General features: G+C 43.8%; 18 protein-coding genes. 7 read left to right on the forward strand and 11 right to left on the reverse strand.

Annotated features, from left to right (window positions below; genetic code table 11):
* The first annotated feature begins 5 nt into the window (after positions 1–5).
* Positions 6–815 carry a fatty acid desaturase gene (locus DOE51_RS14025; RefSeq protein WP_168196458.1) on the forward strand — a complete coding sequence of 270 codons (810 nt, stop codon included), beginning with the start codon at positions 6–8 and terminating at the stop codon, positions 813–815.
* On the opposite strand, the gene DOE51_RS14030 is transcribed toward DOE51_RS14025, so the two are convergent.
* The 9 genes from DOE51_RS14030 to DOE51_RS14070 all read right to left on the reverse strand — a co-directional run bounded on the left by DOE51_RS14030 (position 750) and on the right by DOE51_RS14070 (position 9,063).
* Positions 750–2,837: a hypothetical protein gene (locus tag DOE51_RS14030; protein WP_142697176.1), complete on the reverse strand. Its 2,088-nt coding sequence runs from the start codon at positions 2,835–2,837 to the stop codon at positions 750–752. The genes DOE51_RS14025 and DOE51_RS14030 overlap by 66 nt on opposite strands.
* Before the next feature lie 88 nt (positions 2,838–2,925).
* Positions 2,926–4,437: a hypothetical protein gene (locus tag DOE51_RS14035; RefSeq protein ID WP_142697177.1), complete on the reverse strand. Its 1,512-nt coding sequence runs from the start codon at positions 4,435–4,437 to the stop codon at positions 2,926–2,928.
* A gap of 20 nt (positions 4,438–4,457) precedes the next feature.
* Positions 4,458–5,006, reverse strand: coding sequence for a hypothetical protein (locus DOE51_RS14040; RefSeq protein ID WP_142697178.1), 549 nt, complete (start codon positions 5,004–5,006; stop codon positions 4,458–4,460).
* Complete coding sequence (locus DOE51_RS14045) at positions 5,006–5,542, reverse strand: carboxymuconolactone decarboxylase family protein (protein ID WP_142697179.1); 537 nt, start codon at positions 5,540–5,542, stop codon at positions 5,006–5,008. The genes DOE51_RS14040 and DOE51_RS14045 overlap by 1 nt, the downstream gene beginning before the upstream one ends.
* Complete coding sequence (locus DOE51_RS14050; RefSeq protein WP_142697180.1) at positions 5,529–5,960, reverse strand: hypothetical protein; 432 nt, start codon at positions 5,958–5,960, stop codon at positions 5,529–5,531. The genes DOE51_RS14045 and DOE51_RS14050 overlap by 14 nt, the downstream gene beginning before the upstream one ends.
* Positions 5,948–6,904, reverse strand: a complete 957-nt coding sequence (locus DOE51_RS14055) for a fatty acid desaturase (RefSeq protein WP_142697181.1) — start codon at positions 6,902–6,904, stop codon at positions 5,948–5,950. The genes DOE51_RS14050 and DOE51_RS14055 overlap by 13 nt, the downstream gene beginning before the upstream one ends.
* 9 nt (positions 6,905–6,913) lie before the next feature.
* The gene (locus tag DOE51_RS14060) at positions 6,914–7,795 is read right to left on the reverse strand and encodes a hypothetical protein (RefSeq protein ID WP_142697182.1); all 882 of its coding nucleotides are present in this window, start codon (positions 7,793–7,795) and stop codon (positions 6,914–6,916) included.
* On the reverse strand, positions 7,770–8,522 hold the full coding sequence (locus tag DOE51_RS14065; protein ID WP_142697183.1) for a hypothetical protein: 753 nt from the start codon (positions 8,520–8,522) through the stop codon (positions 7,770–7,772). Before DOE51_RS14065 ends, DOE51_RS14060 begins: the two co-directional genes overlap by 26 nt.
* A 94-nt stretch (positions 8,523–8,616) precedes the next feature.
* Positions 8,617–9,063 (reverse strand): heme-binding protein, encoded by a 447-nt coding sequence (locus DOE51_RS14070; protein ID WP_142697184.1) that lies wholly within the window; start codon positions 9,061–9,063, stop codon positions 8,617–8,619.
* Positions 9,064–9,237: 174 nt separating this feature from the next.
* Between DOE51_RS14070 and DOE51_RS14075 the strand changes: the two genes are divergently transcribed.
* On the forward strand, positions 9,238–9,600 hold the full coding sequence (locus DOE51_RS14075) for a DUF1428 domain-containing protein (protein WP_142697185.1): 363 nt from the start codon (positions 9,238–9,240) through the stop codon (positions 9,598–9,600).
* A 6-nt stretch (positions 9,601–9,606) separates the two neighbouring features.
* Here the strand turns inward: DOE51_RS14075 and DOE51_RS14080 are convergent, their stop codons facing one another.
* Positions 9,607–10,170, reverse strand: a complete 564-nt coding sequence (locus tag DOE51_RS14080) for a manganese efflux pump (protein WP_142697186.1) — start codon at positions 10,168–10,170, stop codon at positions 9,607–9,609.
* 397 nt (positions 10,171–10,567) lie between these two features.
* On the opposite strand from DOE51_RS14080, the gene DOE51_RS14085 reads away from it, so the two are divergent.
* The gene (locus DOE51_RS14085) at positions 10,568–11,563 is read left to right on the forward strand and encodes a fatty acid desaturase family protein (protein WP_142697187.1); all 996 of its coding nucleotides are present in this window, start codon (positions 10,568–10,570) and stop codon (positions 11,561–11,563) included.
* Positions 11,560–12,300 carry an ABC transporter substrate-binding protein gene (locus DOE51_RS14090; protein WP_142697188.1) on the forward strand — a complete coding sequence of 247 codons (741 nt, stop codon included), beginning with the start codon at positions 11,560–11,562 and terminating at the stop codon, positions 12,298–12,300. Before DOE51_RS14085 ends, DOE51_RS14090 begins: the two co-directional genes overlap by 4 nt.
* A 16-nt stretch (positions 12,301–12,316) precedes the next feature.
* Here DOE51_RS14090 and DOE51_RS14095 read toward each other — a convergent pair whose 3' ends face one another.
* Positions 12,317–13,153: a LysR family transcriptional regulator gene (locus tag DOE51_RS14095; RefSeq protein WP_142697189.1), complete on the reverse strand. Its 837-nt coding sequence runs from the start codon at positions 13,151–13,153 to the stop codon at positions 12,317–12,319.
* Between the two features lie 184 nt (positions 13,154–13,337).
* On the opposite strand from DOE51_RS14095, the gene DOE51_RS14100 reads away from it, so the two are divergent.
* The 3 genes from DOE51_RS14100 (at position 13,338) to DOE51_RS14110 (ending at position 15,221) form a co-directional block, all read left to right on the forward strand.
* A complete protein-coding gene (locus tag DOE51_RS14100; protein WP_142697190.1) occupies positions 13,338–14,033 on the forward strand; it encodes a hypothetical protein in 696 nt (231 codons plus the stop codon).
* A gap of 54 nt (positions 14,034–14,087) precedes the next feature.
* Positions 14,088–14,738: a hypothetical protein gene (locus DOE51_RS14105; RefSeq protein ID WP_142697191.1), complete on the forward strand. Its 651-nt coding sequence runs from the start codon at positions 14,088–14,090 to the stop codon at positions 14,736–14,738.
* A 99-nt stretch (positions 14,739–14,837) separates the two neighbouring features.
* Positions 14,838–15,221, forward strand: a complete 384-nt coding sequence (locus DOE51_RS14110; protein WP_142697192.1) for a VOC family protein — start codon at positions 14,838–14,840, stop codon at positions 15,219–15,221.
* Positions 15,222–15,275: the final 54 nt, after the last annotated feature.

A 15,275-nucleotide genomic window follows, 5' to 3' on the forward strand; every position in this document is an offset into this window, starting at 1 on the left:
CTTTTATGGCCATCAGTACCGCTTTATTGTACGAAGGCCTTGTGACACCAGTTGGTTGGTGGAGTTTGGCGTTGATCCCGGCATCGTGCCTCTTTTTTTACATCTGCTTCACCATCAATCACAACCAATTGCATTTGGGGATGTTTCGCGCGACACCGCTGAATATCGCGGCAAATATTCTGCTATCCCTGTGCACCGGAGTCCCCGTCACGATGATTTACTTGCCGCACGTGCAAAATCATCATCCCAACCCCTGCAACGGCAAAGACTGGGCAGGAGCACATTTGGTGGATGGTCACCAAGGACTTTGGCGCGCCTTGATTTACATCGCAAAAGCACAAATCGCCCCGATGAAAATGCGTCCACGCTCACTTTTTGCGGGTTTAAATACTTATCGTAAATCATCACTATGCCTTGAAGCCCTCGCACTGGGCATCTACATCGCCTATGCGCTTTACGCGCATCCTGTTTCGTTTTTACTGCACAATTTACTGCCGTGGTTTTTAAGTATGAATGCATTGATTCTAATGAACTTCGCTTTGCATGACGGTTGTGATTACGATTCAAAGCTGGATCACTCTCTGACTTTCACGACAAAAATTGGTAATTATTTTTTACTGAACAACGGCTATCATCTTGCGCATCACGAACAGCCAAAGATGCACTGGTCAAAGCTTCCGCACTATCACAACGAAACGGTGAAGCCGAGGGCCCGCACCGAGTTTGAAAAAGTATCGATCCTTAAACACTTACGACTTATGTACTTTTTTATTCCAAAGGTAGCGAAGAACGAAGTAGTCGCCAAAAAGACTTAGTAAAAATCCAAGACAGAATAAAATGCCCAGTGTCCGAGGTGGCGCAAACGGTGACGCCAAGAACACCAAACACGCTGTCGACATCATGACACTGGTGACAATCGCGCCGGGAAATCTTGCATCCATGCCTTCATCAAAGCGCATGGTATCTTTCGCAAACATAAATTCAATAATGTTATCGCCTGTCAGCCCCAAGACCACGGAGGCTGTTAATGACGTCATCATATTAATCGGAATTCTAAATACCATGATCAAAATCAACAAAACGGCAGGTCCCCATAAGGCACTGTAGACGACCATCAACGGTCGAGGGAAATCCAATACCATCGCCAAGAATAACAAAATGATAATCACCAACACGAAACTGACGAACAGACTTTCAAACAGCGTTTCCGCAAGATGACGAACAAATTCGGCATAGGTGATGATGGCGCCACTGGCATAGCAGCTATCACCACAAAGCGTGTGAACTTCATCACGCAATTTTAAGACGTCTGAAATTTCCGAGGTCTTTAAAAATAAATGATAACGTTCCAAATCTTTCTTGCCAAAGTAACGATCTGGACGCCACATCTTAAAGAACTCACGTTCAGCCAATGAACGAGTTAAACCCGTCAAATGCCCCGCGGAAGACTCGAACGCTGCTTGCGCGGTATCAATCTTTTGCACAAATGGATTTTTCTGCATCGCCAGAACGATCTTATCTTTTGCGAAATCGGGATCTTTGAAAACAACACTGACTGAGTACTCCCAACCCATTTGCTTTATAAATCCATCCGTATCCTGACGGAAGATGTGCGAGCCTGGGAACATCAATTTTGGTTCATCATAAAAGTGCAATCCCCACGGCAACAACACGACAAAGAAAGCAATCCAATGAAAGCGTAAAAACTTAAAGCGCGATAACACTTTGATTTTTTCAACGAAGTGAAAGCCCACGGCCTTTTCATATGAAACCCAGTGTTCAAAAATACTTCCCGGTTTTGTTAACAGAGGCAAAAAGAAGAACGTCAAAACCCACTCAAAAAAAGCGCCCGAAGCGGCAAAAATTCCGAAATCGCGAATCATGGGCAAAGATGAAATCGCGAGAGAACCAAAACCCACCATCGTCGTAAACGACGTGAAAAATCCTGCAAGTTGCAAGCGACGATAGGATTTTCTAGCGACTCCCGTCGATTTCATGTAATCCATCGCCACAAATGCCAAATCTTGCAACGTGGACACGGCAATCATCACCATCAAGGCATTCGTCAGAATATCGAAGCTACCACCGACTGCTCCCATTAAACCTATGACCCAAATCAATGCGATCACCAGACTTAACAGATAAAGCAATCCCGCTTTCCATGTCCCCATAAAGAGTCGGAAGAAAATCAATAGCACAAATAGCAATAGCAAATGCACACGCGAGAATTCACGATTGCCTTTACCGAGATAACTTTCATAAGCAGCACTACCAAGGAATTCCGTTTGCAATTGCAACGGTTTCCCGACTTGCGCTTCCCACCTCTCCATGAAGTCCTTCAAGATGGGATATGAAAATGCACGAATCTTAGGATCAACAACCGATTCAGCAAAATCAAATTGCACCAGGAACGATTCCTTCGTCGCATCGACGAGAACCCCTTGCCACGGAGATTTTACAAACTGATTCAGGGAAATAGTTTTATCCGTGGGCTGTTCACAATTCAGCTCAAGACTGCGCGGATAGAAGATCTTCGAATCGATCTCTTTAATTCCACGCATGTCAAAGATACTGAACGCTTTAATGACGTGCTGATTGTTCAGTGCTTCGTGACTAATCCACGCACGCACTTTACAGAACTCATTTTCAGTCAGTGATTTTTGCGGAAGGATATTCAGGATGAGATAACGATTGTCATTGAACTTTTCATCGGTGTTCTTAAGTTCAGCCAAAGAAGGAAAAGCCGAAGGCAGCAATTCATAAATTGAAAGGACCCCACGGACTTTCGTTGCTTGGCTCAAGGCAAGAACAGTAACCAGAGCAATAAATGTAAACACCCAACGCGGTTTTTGATGAACCCGTCTTTCCAAAAAAAGAAAGCTTCGGTTTAACAACCGAAGCCCCTTTTTTCCATGTGCTTTTACATTAGCGAACAACTGCACGCAATGGACCTGCTAACACAACACCGCCCCAAGACTGCGCAAGAACGCGAGCTGCTGTGCTGACATCCGAACCTTTTTTGATCTCTGGGAAGATCGTTTTATAAGCATTTACATTCCAATCAGTTGGACGACCGTGGAAGTAGTTATAGTAAGAAACGTCTTCAGCTTTTGCGCTCTTACCAACTTTGATCTGAGTTTTGCTGAATTTTTGAGTCATATCGAAAGACGTTGGCAACAATGACTTCACGTCGTTCGGAGGATTCATATAGAAACCTTTAAGATCGACAACCATCGTTTCGCCCGTCAAACGGCTTCTGATTTTTGTTGGACCTTGAACCATCTCTTCAAGAACTGACAGGTGGTTGTTGATTTGACGATCAAAACCCACGAAGAACGCTGGATTCAACAAGAAGTTTTCAGCAGCCGGTTTGTCTTTCACTTCTTCCCATGCAATACGCAAGTAAGACACAGCTTCCTTCATGTGATTGAACGAACGCTCCATCCACAAACGACCATCACGATACAAAATGAACGTGCCCGCATACTTAGGTTTTTTGAAAACCGCTGTACGCTCAAGGCTGTTCACACCGTCAACAGAACCATTTGGCAACAATGACGTTGTAAAACCATCAACGCCGTACAACGAACCCATCTCTTTAGACATCGCCATCACGTTTTTTACAGAATAAGAACGGAACGCCGTCAAATAGTGCAAGCCCATTTGTTTCGCCGCCAACAAAGCCCATTTTTCTGCAGAACCGATCAATGTGTAGCGATCTTGTGTATCGATATTCGCGTCAACGATACCTGCGTAAAGGATTTTATTATCCCACACAAGTGGAGTTGAAACTGGAATGCCTTTGATTGTTTCAGCAGACTTCAAAGCTGCTGGGTAAACAACGTCACCAAGGAAAGCCTGGAACTCTTCACCTTCTTTGAACTGCACGACGCCGTCATAAGGCTGAGTCAAATAAGCGAACAAGGCATTTGCTTGTTCCGTTGGGAAGTACACTTTCATTTGTGCCGCTTGTCTCATAACGAAAGACAACATCACACTGTGAGTTACGTTAGTCTTCGCAGCCAGCGGAGCAATTCTGTAAACGATACCTTTAAATGGTTGCAACAACACTAATTGTGCCATCAACATTTTTGCATCTGGAGCCAAAGTATCAAACTTCGCTTGGTATTCATTAATCAAAGAATCGATTTGCGCAGGGCTTTTAACAGCAAGAATTTTTGCGCGAATCTCTTTCAAGTTATCAGACATTTGTGATTCATAGTCGATACCGCTGGAAGCCACTTTGCGATTCCCACGGTCATGAGCGGTTTTTACGGCTTCTTTGAATTCTGTAGAGCTCATCCAAGGATAGCTTGTTGTTGAAATATCCAACGAACTTTCACGCAATACCGGTGCTGCATTTTGCGGAGCACGATTTGCAGCCATGGCTGATGTTGCCATCACAGTCGCTGCACAGACTACTAGTACTGATTTCACGAAATCCCCCTCATAATTTTTTAAACTTTTTCCCAATGCTTAAATTCTTTAAACTCTTCAAAATAATCTTCAATAGCATGCACGGCTTCAGGCGTTCGATAATGCTTTTGATAAAAAGCCCACATCGCGCGACCTGCGATCCGACCTGACTTCGTTCCCACTGGAAACTTTCTGTCGGCATCCAACTCTGCAAGGACACTTGTGCAATTACGACAGTTTTTTGCGGTCCAATCAAGCACCTTATACTGATATCGATTTACATCGAGTTCGTTTTTTAAAACCCATGCTCTGTCAAAAAACCTTTGTGAGACCTCAACCGGTCCCCACACTGTCACCGGTAATGCGTCCTTGGGTGTAGCCAATAATGTCTCTCTTAGTCCCCAGTTACGACCTTTCACGGGCCCACCAAACAATGTGTAATCGCCGACATCGGGAAGCCACGAAATACAGAACTTGCGCTCAACGGTATGAGTCTGGTCCACAGAGTAAAAAACGGCAAAAAGATGCGGCTTGCGACCGATCAACAATTTTCCGTTATCTGAAGAGATGAGTGACCAAAAATAGCGCATTAAACCTTCAAGTAGCCTTCATTTTTAAGACGAACCGCCATCATGTCATAGGCATGTTCTTCTGCGGGAGCAAAAGTCGCTAGACCATCCACATAACGATTGAACATACAAAAGGCTGATGCCACCAAAACCGCATCATGAATGCAGGCGTCTGAAGCACCCGCCGCGCGAGCTTTCGCCATCATTTCTGGTGAAACACCTAAAGCTTTCTTCTGAACTTGTCCTGCGATTTCTAAAAGTGCTTTCATTTTATCAGAGATATCAGCTGTTTTATAATCACGCTTTACTTGTTCCACGATAGACTTATCGCCATCCAACAAAGCTGATGCAACTGCAGAATGGGAACGACAGCAGAACTGACATTCATTCAACCATGATACGTAACTTGCGATCAATTCGCGCTCTGCACGCGACAGTGAAGAATCTTCCACCAACAATGCATGTGCAAGTCCACGCAAGGCTCTTCCTGTTTCTGGGCGATACTCCATCAAGCCCACGATGCCAGGAAATTGGTTATCAAGTTTAATATGTGGCATATGCAAGCCCCCCCATGATGAAAGCAAGAGTCAGATTAAAAATAACATTCATACGACTGCGCGACCACGTGATCGCAAAAGCTTTTTCCACCAAATCACGATAGAAAAAACGTCCCAACGCACGGAACACTAATAATGCCGATAATATCGCCATAAATGCGGCACGATGAACGGGATCTTTTTGAAAAAGTTCAAGAGTGCACATCAAAGCAATTGAAATCGCGTAAAAGCCTAAAGGTTTCAGATTGTACTCGTAGCGAGGGTCCAACTCCTGCGGCAATTCCAAAGCATAAAGTTTCAAAGCAATCTTACGAATCACTGATGTCGACAAGACCGAAGGAATACCTACTGCAAAGTGATAAAGTGCGAATAAAAATAAAATCGCTTGAGTCAGCGCATGTATGCTTAAATATTCCATCCAGTTTCCTCGCGATTAGAAAATAAAATTTGATCTGCTGGCAGCGCTTTTGCCTCTTTCAACCATGAATACCAATCGGCATCATTGGCAGAGCGCACTTTCACCATCGGTAGGAAATAACACGGAATTTTTGGCCAAATATGGTGCGGACCATGGGCATCGAAGCTTAATAGAATATACTTCGATACAAACGGTGGGAAAAACAATGTGCGCGTGAACTGATCTTGCTCATACACCGGCACGGGACGCACTTCTTCACTGCCCGCGATCTTTTGGGGAACGTGGCTGTGCTGACTGATCAACAATGGATCCGCGATAACTAAGAACAATAAATATCCTACAGTCCAAATCTTCCAGATATGTGGCGTGTGCGGAAAGATCACCCAGAAGGTCAGCTGCATAACCAAAAAACTAAATACGAACTGCCAGCGTTCTTTTGTGCGAGGAAATAATCGAAACAGTCGCGGCATATTCCAAAAGTTCTTAACTGAAAAAGAAATCGCTAAAACTGGAATCCACCAACGCCAAGCAAAGCGCGCAACTTTACGACGTGAATTATTCCCATTCTGTGGAAGAGTTGATTCCATTGTTGGATCTTTATCTTGCCACCCCGTCCAGGTGTGATGTTGCGCATGAATGAATTTCCACGGAGTAAACGGCACCAAACAGAAAATGGAAGCCACATGCCCCCAAATCCAGTTTGCAGTTCCCGACTTGAAAAACACATTGTGCCCAAAATCGTGAAGTAACACGAACCACTGCAACACGGCGATCGCAAACAAACACTGCCCCACTAGCCATACCAGCGTCATTGAAGAAAGTGACAACACCACAGACATAGCAGTCAAAGCAATCACACGCGAAAGCGTCCAAATAGCTAACGTCGTATTGCTTTTATAAGCATGATACTTCACCACTGTGGCTTTGAAATCTTCCTTCAACATCGTCGCTGCCTATTTATACATGAAACCAAAAAGATTCCCGAAGGACGGCTTCCTGGATTGAAATTGATTTTTAATAAAGCTTCTGGTTTGACGATACGGCGCAAATTCACGCAATATCCAACCACCTAAACGCAAAGTCCATCTTGTCGTTTCCATGAAAGACGTTGTATGCAAGACGGCCTTCACCATGCGCGAACAACCGATCAAGAAACAAATCTGCAAATAGAAAATACAAGCCAGTGTTGAAGCCAATGCCAAAACTTTCTTAAGTCCTTTAAGTTGACTGAGTTCTAACTCGTACATATCGAATTCATAACCGATATGCAGGCTTTCATCCATCAAGTGCAGAACGTTAAGCTGACTCCAAGAATTCACATTATCACTGAAAGCATTCTGCAAAGCCTTGCCATAAAAAACGGTATAAGCCTCTACCTTCGCGGCAGGTAAAGCCAACGCGACAGGGTAAGTGCGCGCTAGCCACAAAAAACTATTTTTAAATTTCTTATTGTGACGAAGCAGATAACTTGTTGATGCAAAGCCTGGACAATCGTTTTGTAAAAAACGAATGAAGGCTTTGGAGTGATCTTTTTCTTCTTGCATCAGTTTGCGCGAAGCCTCGATCAACGTAGCGTCTTGTCTTTGTGTGATCAAGGAACGAACACCTTCGTACAAAACAAGCTCTAACAAAATCAAAGCTTCGGCATTAAATTGGATGAAGGCTTTATAGAAGGCATTTTTTTGTTCTTCGCTAAGTGCAGAATAAAAAGGGGTGTTAGAAAAAGGCGTAAGGCTATCGACTCTTGCCGATGCAAAAACAGACGGAAGACTTTGATTTTTAAATTGACGCCATCGATAAGCAGAATCGTTATTGCTTATGATAAACTGTCTCAAGCCCTTTTCCATCCTTGATAAAAGCCTTTCTAATTCTTTTTAAAACATAGCGTAGTGGCACCCATAAAGAGACCTTGGCCACACAGGCAAGCTCCACGCCTTCTTTCCAATCAGGATTTCTTTTTTCAAAAAAAGCGATACGTGGATTTTGGCGGCACTCTTCCGTGATTTCTGCGACGAAATCTTTTAAGTGCGCGCTGGTATTATTTTCGAAACGAATCAAACCTTCCGCCGCAGAATATTTTTTACCGAAACGCTCTTCGTAAAAAGCATTCATGATATTTAAATGCGACACCGGAGTCGCTACTTCATAGCGCGGGAAATGTTCAGGAAAGTTGTTGGTCATCAACAGATAGGTCTTATAACCCTTAGAAATCAAAAACCAGTAAACTGAAGTAAAAGGATTGCGAAGTTTTACGTTCGTCAAATAACGACCAAACGCCATTGCTAAAGCCCCGTTACCCCAATGTTCGCGACTTAATACGGTGTCACCGCTGTATAAAGCGACAACTTTTTTACCGTCGATGTTCATCGCACGCTCAAGGATCGTAGAGAATCCTTTGATCTGCGCATCTGTACCGAAAAGCAAAATCACTTTTTGCTTTTCCATCAAATCGGCGACGAAACTTTCGTGCGTCACTTTATCGTAATACTGCTGCATGATTTCGTACATCACCGCAATATCCGTTTTTGATAAATGTTTTACAGATTTGATCTTAGTCTTCATCAAGACATAAGACTATCGGCAGTTGCATTCCGGTCAATCAAGATCTTGTTCATTCACAGATTATTGGCACCCAGAGCCAAAAATACTGTCCCGACTAGGGTTTAAATGCATCCAGCCCCGCCTGAGCAACTGGAATGTCCTGATCTTTTACGTCACAACTGGCAGCAATGGCCCCAATCACTTTCCCGTCGTGCAAGATCACAAGTCCACCCTGCATGAGCGTCCAATTTCCTGCAGTCACCATCGCCGTGCGCCCGTCATTAATCATTTTTTCAATATCTGCCGTGTTCTTTTTAAAGATCACAGCCGTTTTCGCTTTCTCGGGCGCGAGCGACGTACTAGCCATCATGACATTATCCATTTTTTCCATCATTACCGGATACCCCGTGTCGTCCGCAACCGCGATGGAACAAGGAACCTTTTTACCCTTGGCGTAAGCTTCGGCGGCGCTCATCATTTTCTTTGCATGCTCTAACGTCATCGAAGGTGGAGCTTTATCAGCAGCGTGAGCCAGTGACAGAGTTAAAAAAAGTGAAAGCATCCTGAACTCCTTGGTCAATAGAAATTCATTCTGCGCCAAAGAGTTTTAAAATCGAACTACGCAAGCAGACTTGTGACAAAATGCATCTCTTCAGCGAACGATGTCTTTGCCCAAAAAGGGTTGTCAAAATGAAGGCGCTCTTCAAAAATGAAACAAACACAAAGGAGTATTCTTATGGCTTATGTCGATGGCTTCGTTATTCCACTTCCAAAAAGTAAATTGACTCAATACAAAGCTATCGCAAAAAAGGCTGGCAAGATTTGGCGCGAACACGGGGCTCTTAATTACGTGGAATGCATCAGCGAAGACCCTAAGGTCATGGCCGGAATTCCCTTTCCCAAATTGGCAAAGACGAAGCCCAATGAAGTCGTTGTCTTTTCATGGATTACTTACAAGTCGAAAGCGGATCGCAACAGAATCAATAAAAAAGTGATGAACGATCCGCGCTTAGCAAAAGAGATGGGAGACCCAAAGAACATGCCGTTCAATCCGATGCGCATGTCCTATGGTGGTTTCAAAGTTCTGGTCGAACTTTAGATAAAACTAAATCGAAAGCATTTGGATCGACATGTAACCCAATACACCTGCTGCAATCAGAGTGAAAATTGGACCGAACTTGTCTGAAAGCTTTCTTGAAAGATACAAACCTACGATCGTTGCAGCAAACGCCCACAGACCGATTGAAATGATAAATGGCGTAATCGGTTTGTGTGCGATACCTAAGCTCACACCAACACCAAAGGCATCAAGACTTGTTGCAAAAGAAACCAACAAAACTTTTGCGAAGGAATGGAACTCTACCTTTTCTTCTGCTTCATCACCGCCGTGACCGCGCAATTCTTGAATGCCTTCGATCGCCATGTGAATCGCAACAATTGCAAGCAAACCGAATGCAACCCAGTGATCGATTGAAGAAATAAGACTGATAACGTTCGCACCCGCCCAGTAACCAACAAATGTTGCAATAGCTTCAGCGCCCCCTGACGATAGACCGAACTTAATTGCGTCTTTGCGCGTGAACGGACGACTGCCCATTGCAATCGCTGCTGAAAAAGAATCCGCGCACAAAATCAAACCCATGATGAGCACTTCGATAAACATTGCCATCTTCAAAAACTCCTAAATTTTGCGCCGTGAATTCATTCGATACGATATGAGAATGCACGGCAAATTGCTTTACCAGTGTCAGTCTCATCAACAAGATATGGATCTCGCGAATTGGCCGGGCTTTACCTCTTACGAGTGCCAGTATGTCGACCAAAGCTTCAGCTGCGTTGACTCCGGTAAACCGAAGTGGGTACGTGCTGAACGATTACTCCCTAACGAATGGTTGCAAGATAATGGCAGCATACCTTGTTGTCAACTGCCTTTCAGTTGCTCTTTTTCGCCCCTGTCAAATTAATGGCCAATCATCCCCCTACGAGGAGCATTTAAATCCTTATGACCACTGAAATTCCGGGCATTACGGTTGCAATAATTTTTCGCATTAACCAAGGATCTTGCTATGTCTCAGAGTTTTGAAAAACTACTCACAGCTGACCAAAAAGAAGTTGTGCGCAAAAACTTGCGTGAACTGTCGGTCTTAGATCAGCGTAAAAGTGTCGGCGCCTTCGCACTTGATTGGATTCTGATCTTAGCAACGATCGTAATTTCGGAAAAATTCTTTAGCCCAGCACTTTATCTTTTAGCCGTGTTATTCATCGGGACTCGCCAACATGCGATCGCGATCCTTTCCCACGATGCGGCCCACTATCGCATTCTGACAAATCGTAAAGCCAATGTGTGGATGACAAACCTTCTGGCGTCATGGCCACTGTTCGTGCAACTGGAGTTATATCGTTTAAGTCATCTGCAACATCACCAATATACAAATGCGCCCCAAGATCCAGATGTGATCTATCAAAAAGATTTGTGGGATTATCAATTCCCAATGTCTGCTAAAAAACTTCTTAAAATTTTCGCGATGGATTTCTTGGGCTTCGGCATGATCGCGAATCTAAAACGCGCTGCCCGCTATACGATGGATGCAGAAATTAAACAGGCGGTAAAAAAAGATACGGACCAAACCAAGCATGGACGTTTGGCATTTTATATTCTGCTTGCCGTTGCTCTGACAGTCTTTGGCGGATGGAAACTGTACTTGATGTACTGGATGCTTCCGTTGTTCTGGGTATTGCCGGCATTGCTGCGTTTGAGAAATATCAGCGAACATTATGGTCTTTCGCGCGTGAATGAATTGAAAGGCTCGCGTGATGTTTTGTGCGGACCGATTGAAGCGTGGATTTTTGCACCTCACAACGTGAATCTGCATTTGGTGCATCACCTTTATCCATCAGTGCCGTTTTATAACTTAAGAAAATTCCACGAAGTGTTAATGACAATTCCAGCATATCGTGATGGATGCCACAGCAATAATAGCTATTTCTTGCCACACAAAGATTCTGTATGGAAGGATTTGACGGCGACGACTGAAGAGGACAAAGTTGAAGTTATCGCATGATTCTTCTGAAACGTCTTTTACTTGTCGTTAGTGTCTTCATGACCGCCGCTGCTTCTGCAATGGCGAAAGAGACATTATCGCTTTACGTGACTCCAGGATACGAACACATCCCCGCTTACAAAGAGTCGATCGACTTTATTTCTGGCGTCGTCAAAGATGCCGGTTATGAAGTGAAACTGACGGAAGCGCCACGCAAACGCGGACCCACAATGGTTGATAATGGCGAAATCGACGCTTTACCAATTCGAAGCGCGCAAGACTTTCCCGAAGCAAAAAATCTGATTAACACGAGCTTCCCGATTGCCTTCACTACTTTTAAAGTTGTCGCTTTGAAAAAGAATTCGACTTTTATCGAATCACAGCTTAAAAAATTCCAAGGGGCAATTGTCTTAAATAACTTTGCACTGAAAGCCGAAGGACAGAAACGCAAATTGAATATTATCGAGATCAACAACGAATACGTCGATCTACTTAAGATGTTACAAGCCGGTCGCGTTGACTATGTGATCATGCCGCAAGAATTTATTCACAGCTTTCTTACGTCGGATAAAAATCTCGAGAAGTCTTTGCTGGTCAGTAAAAAGTCGTTCGTGGATTTACCACTCTATTTTGCCATCAATAAAAATCACAAGAATGCGCTTCCTAAAATTGAAGCAAGCTTCCGCAAAGCCCTTCGCGGCAATACAGACTCGTTAATCTATATTAAGCATAGTCTTAACAAACACCCTTCAAAATAACGACGACATTGCAGCCTTATGACTTCACTGCAAGTTTCAAAGCTTCAATCGTTAGTTTTTCTGCAGGAGTTTTTCCGAACTCAGGGCGATAGACCAAGCAAATGCTGTCTTTAAATGTTGGCAAAGATGTGTGCTGACGAAGATTAAAACCTGAAAGCTTCACCGCTCTTTCGGGAACGATGCCATAGCCAATCTTTTCATCCATCATTTTGCAAATCAGTTCAAGACTGTCCGTCGTGATAATTCGTTGCGGTTTGTTCGACCACTTTTTCAGAATCGATTGTGTTTGGAATAAGTTGGGATTGCAGATGATCGTATCGAACTCTTCATTGCTCTTTGGACCCCAGACGCCCACAGTATCCACCGCGAGTTTTTGAATAATCAAATCGGGAACTTCTGTGGCGTTAATAACGATACCGATATCGATGTTACCGCGTTGGATCTCGGCTTGAATGTTACGGGAAAGATCGTGACGAATCTCAATCTTATAATCGGGAGCTTTTTCTTTAAGATGCGCTATCGCCGCCGGAATCGAGTACTGGGCAACGGTCATGTGCGCGCCAATTGTAATCATACGACCGGCAAAGACGCTTTGGTCGCCGGTTGCAACTTCCAGATCTTGAATTGATTGCATCAAGGACTGCGCCTTACGTAAGAACACTTTTCCAGAAGGAGTTAACTGAATCCCCGTACGAGAGCGGTAAAACAGCACATACCTCAGATCGCTTTCCAAGCGCTTTAAGCTTTCCGATAAGGCCGGCTGACTGATTTCAAGCTTTTTCGCCGCTTGAATGATCGTCGTGCACGAACTGGTTTCTACGAAATTTTGAATATCACTAATTCTGTATTTCATATGTTCCTACCTATGAGGTTAGCCAGGCTCATCCTATTTTACTTATGTCCTACTGGCTAGAAGGAATGTCATATTTAATATATGCATTTCCTGTATAATATATGTATTTCTATTCATTACTCTTCTTTTGAAATCCCGCCTATAAGTCCTCGCATACAAAACCCCACCCCTTTTAGGAGATTTTATGAAAGCGACTGTTCTAGCCCTTGCGGCGCTGATTTCAGGAGTCCAAGCCCAAGCCGGCGACCTTAAATGCTCTGGTAAAACGGATGCAAAACGTCCTTTGTTCGTCGATGTCACGGGTGAAGGCCCTGCCGCTGATGGCTCTATCTATCAACTTGCGTTTACTGTTACTAAAAACGGCGGCAACGTCATTCGTAACTGGCCGGGCACTAAAACCTTTAAGCCAGGTGCCGTGCAAAATAGCTACGCTTACTTCCAAATTCAACAAAAAGACGAGCAATACATTGTTGGCCTTGCGATCCCTGTTTCTGGGAACGGCAATGCTGAAGTTCGTTTGCAGGACGTTAACACGAAAGAACTTATCGCGAGCATTCCTATGCAGTGTTCAGCAACTTCGGGCATGACATACAGACAAATGAACGACCTCTGCGAAGCTGTTGCTGCAAAGGCCGCAGAAAAAGAAACTCATAAAGAAGACAAAGAAGCTTCATTAGGTGACGTGACGATCGTTGATAAAGACGGCAATGAAATCCAAGCCAACGAAGGCTTCACTGGCATTTACAATTACGAATACAGCGTGAATGAAGAATGCTTGGACGGCATCCAAATAGAGACCAAACTTAAAAAAGATAAAAACGGCAAAATGACTTGTGAAGTGATTTCCACTCAAGGTATCGGCCAAAGAGATTGCGGCTAACCCCCGCCTTTCACTTAAGCCTTCACTGACACTTTTATTTTGGAGAATTATATTATGAAAAATTTGATGATCGTTCTAAGTTTAGTATTTGGTTCTTTAACTGCGTCAGCAGCCCAAGAAGTTGCAACCCAAGGTCCTTTGGCAAATGCGTTAGTAAATGCTTATCGTGACTACGCAGATCGTAGCCAAGGATATATCGTCCCTGGGCAAATTGAAGTTTCTAAAATCCTTTATCATGGCAAACAACTTTCAAACCCAGCGGCGCAAATTTACACCGCATATTTGAAAGTCGGTCGTGCTGATTGGCCGTCAACGGCTGTACAATTTAAAGTGCTCAATGGCGCCATTGATTCGTTTGAAGGGATGTTTTCTGTTTCTGCTCAGATGATCAGACATCAAGATGGCACAGACGCACGCTTCCCGATGGGCTTTGACGAAAGCGCGATGGCACTTCTTTATCAAGAAGCGTTTGAAGCGGCGAAGTCTTTATACATTCAAGCGGCTGGTGGCAAAGATTACGTCGGAACATTCTATGTGCAAACATTCGATGCTTCTGAAACTTTGCAACCAAAGATCAGTATCAGTGTATCAAGCTTTAGTATTTCAAAAGATGGTCGTGACTCAACTCCTTCACAACAATCTTACATTCTTTTGAGCACAAAAGATGGCAAGGTTTTGAATGTGAAAAAGGGTTGGTACTACTAGAAGGGGTCAGGGCATGAAGCAATTCATGCCCTTTTTTATGTGCGTTAGACCTTTCCAGTTCTTCGTTATAAGAGCAAGATTATAACTAAGGAGTGCCCCATGGAAAACTTCATCGCACGAATTGATCACATTGTCCTTACTGTCGAAAACATTCCCAACACCGTTGCCTTCTACACCAAAGTTCTTGGCATGCGCGAAGAAACTTTCAAACAAGGTCGCACGGCGCTGATGTTTGGAAATCAAAAATTCAATCTTCATCAAAAAGGTCATGAGTTTGAACCGAAGGCACAGCGCCCGACTCCGGGCTCTATCGATTTGTGTCTTATCACTGAAACGCCAATCAATGAAGTCATCATCTGGCTTCGTAAGTGCAATGTAAAAATCGAAGAAGGCCCTGTCGAGCGCACGGGTGCTATCGGTAAAATCAATTCGGTCTACATTCGCGATCCTGATTGGAACTTGATCGAGATTTCTAATTACTAAGATTTGTCAGTAAACATATTGTGAGTAAAGAAAGCGCTCGTCGATAATTAAACT

The sequence above is a fragment of the Bdellovibrio sp. NC01 genome, from assembly GCF_006874625.1.
Classification (GTDB): domain Bacteria; phylum Bdellovibrionota; class Bdellovibrionia; order Bdellovibrionales; family Bdellovibrionaceae; genus Bdellovibrio.

Bases quoted from the DNA above. Each gene is read 5' to 3' on its own strand.
- DOE51_RS14025 (WP_168196458.1), top strand. From the start codon at position 6: ATGGCCATCAGTACCGCTTTATTGTACGAAGGCCTTGTGACACCAGTT.
- DOE51_RS14040 (WP_142697178.1), bottom strand. From the start codon at position 5,006: ATGCGCTATTTTTGGTCACTCATCTCTTCAGATAACGGAAAATTGTTG.
- DOE51_RS14045 (WP_142697179.1), bottom strand. From the start codon at position 5,542: ATGCCACATATTAAACTTGATAACCAATTTCCTGGCATCGTGGGCTTG.
- DOE51_RS14050 (WP_142697180.1), bottom strand. From the start codon at position 5,960: ATGGAATATTTAAGCATACATGCGCTGACTCAAGCGATTTTATTTTTA.
- DOE51_RS14055 (WP_142697181.1), bottom strand. From the start codon at position 6,904: ATGTTGAAGGAAGATTTCAAAGCCACAGTGGTGAAGTATCATGCTTAT.
- DOE51_RS14065 (WP_142697183.1), bottom strand. From the start codon at position 8,522: ATGAAGACTAAGATCAAATCTGTAAAACATTTATCAAAAACGGATATT.
- DOE51_RS14070 (WP_142697184.1), bottom strand. From the start codon at position 9,063: ATGCTTTCACTTTTTTTAACTCTGTCACTGGCTCACGCTGCTGATAAA.
- DOE51_RS14075 (WP_142697185.1), top strand. From the start codon at position 9,238: ATGGCTTATGTCGATGGCTTCGTTATTCCACTTCCAAAAAGTAAATTG.
- DOE51_RS14080 (WP_142697186.1), bottom strand. From the start codon at position 10,170: ATGGCAATGTTTATCGAAGTGCTCATCATGGGTTTGATTTTGTGCGCG.
- DOE51_RS14085 (WP_142697187.1), top strand. From the start codon at position 10,568: ATGTCTCAGAGTTTTGAAAAACTACTCACAGCTGACCAAAAAGAAGTT.
- DOE51_RS14090 (WP_142697188.1), top strand. From the start codon at position 11,560: ATGATTCTTCTGAAACGTCTTTTACTTGTCGTTAGTGTCTTCATGACC.
- DOE51_RS14095 (WP_142697189.1), bottom strand. From the start codon at position 13,153: ATGAAATACAGAATTAGTGATATTCAAAATTTCGTAGAAACCAGTTCG.
- DOE51_RS14100 (WP_142697190.1), top strand. From the start codon at position 13,338: ATGAAAGCGACTGTTCTAGCCCTTGCGGCGCTGATTTCAGGAGTCCAA.
- DOE51_RS14105 (WP_142697191.1), top strand. From the start codon at position 14,088: ATGAAAAATTTGATGATCGTTCTAAGTTTAGTATTTGGTTCTTTAACT.
- DOE51_RS14110 (WP_142697192.1), top strand. From the start codon at position 14,838: ATGGAAAACTTCATCGCACGAATTGATCACATTGTCCTTACTGTCGAA.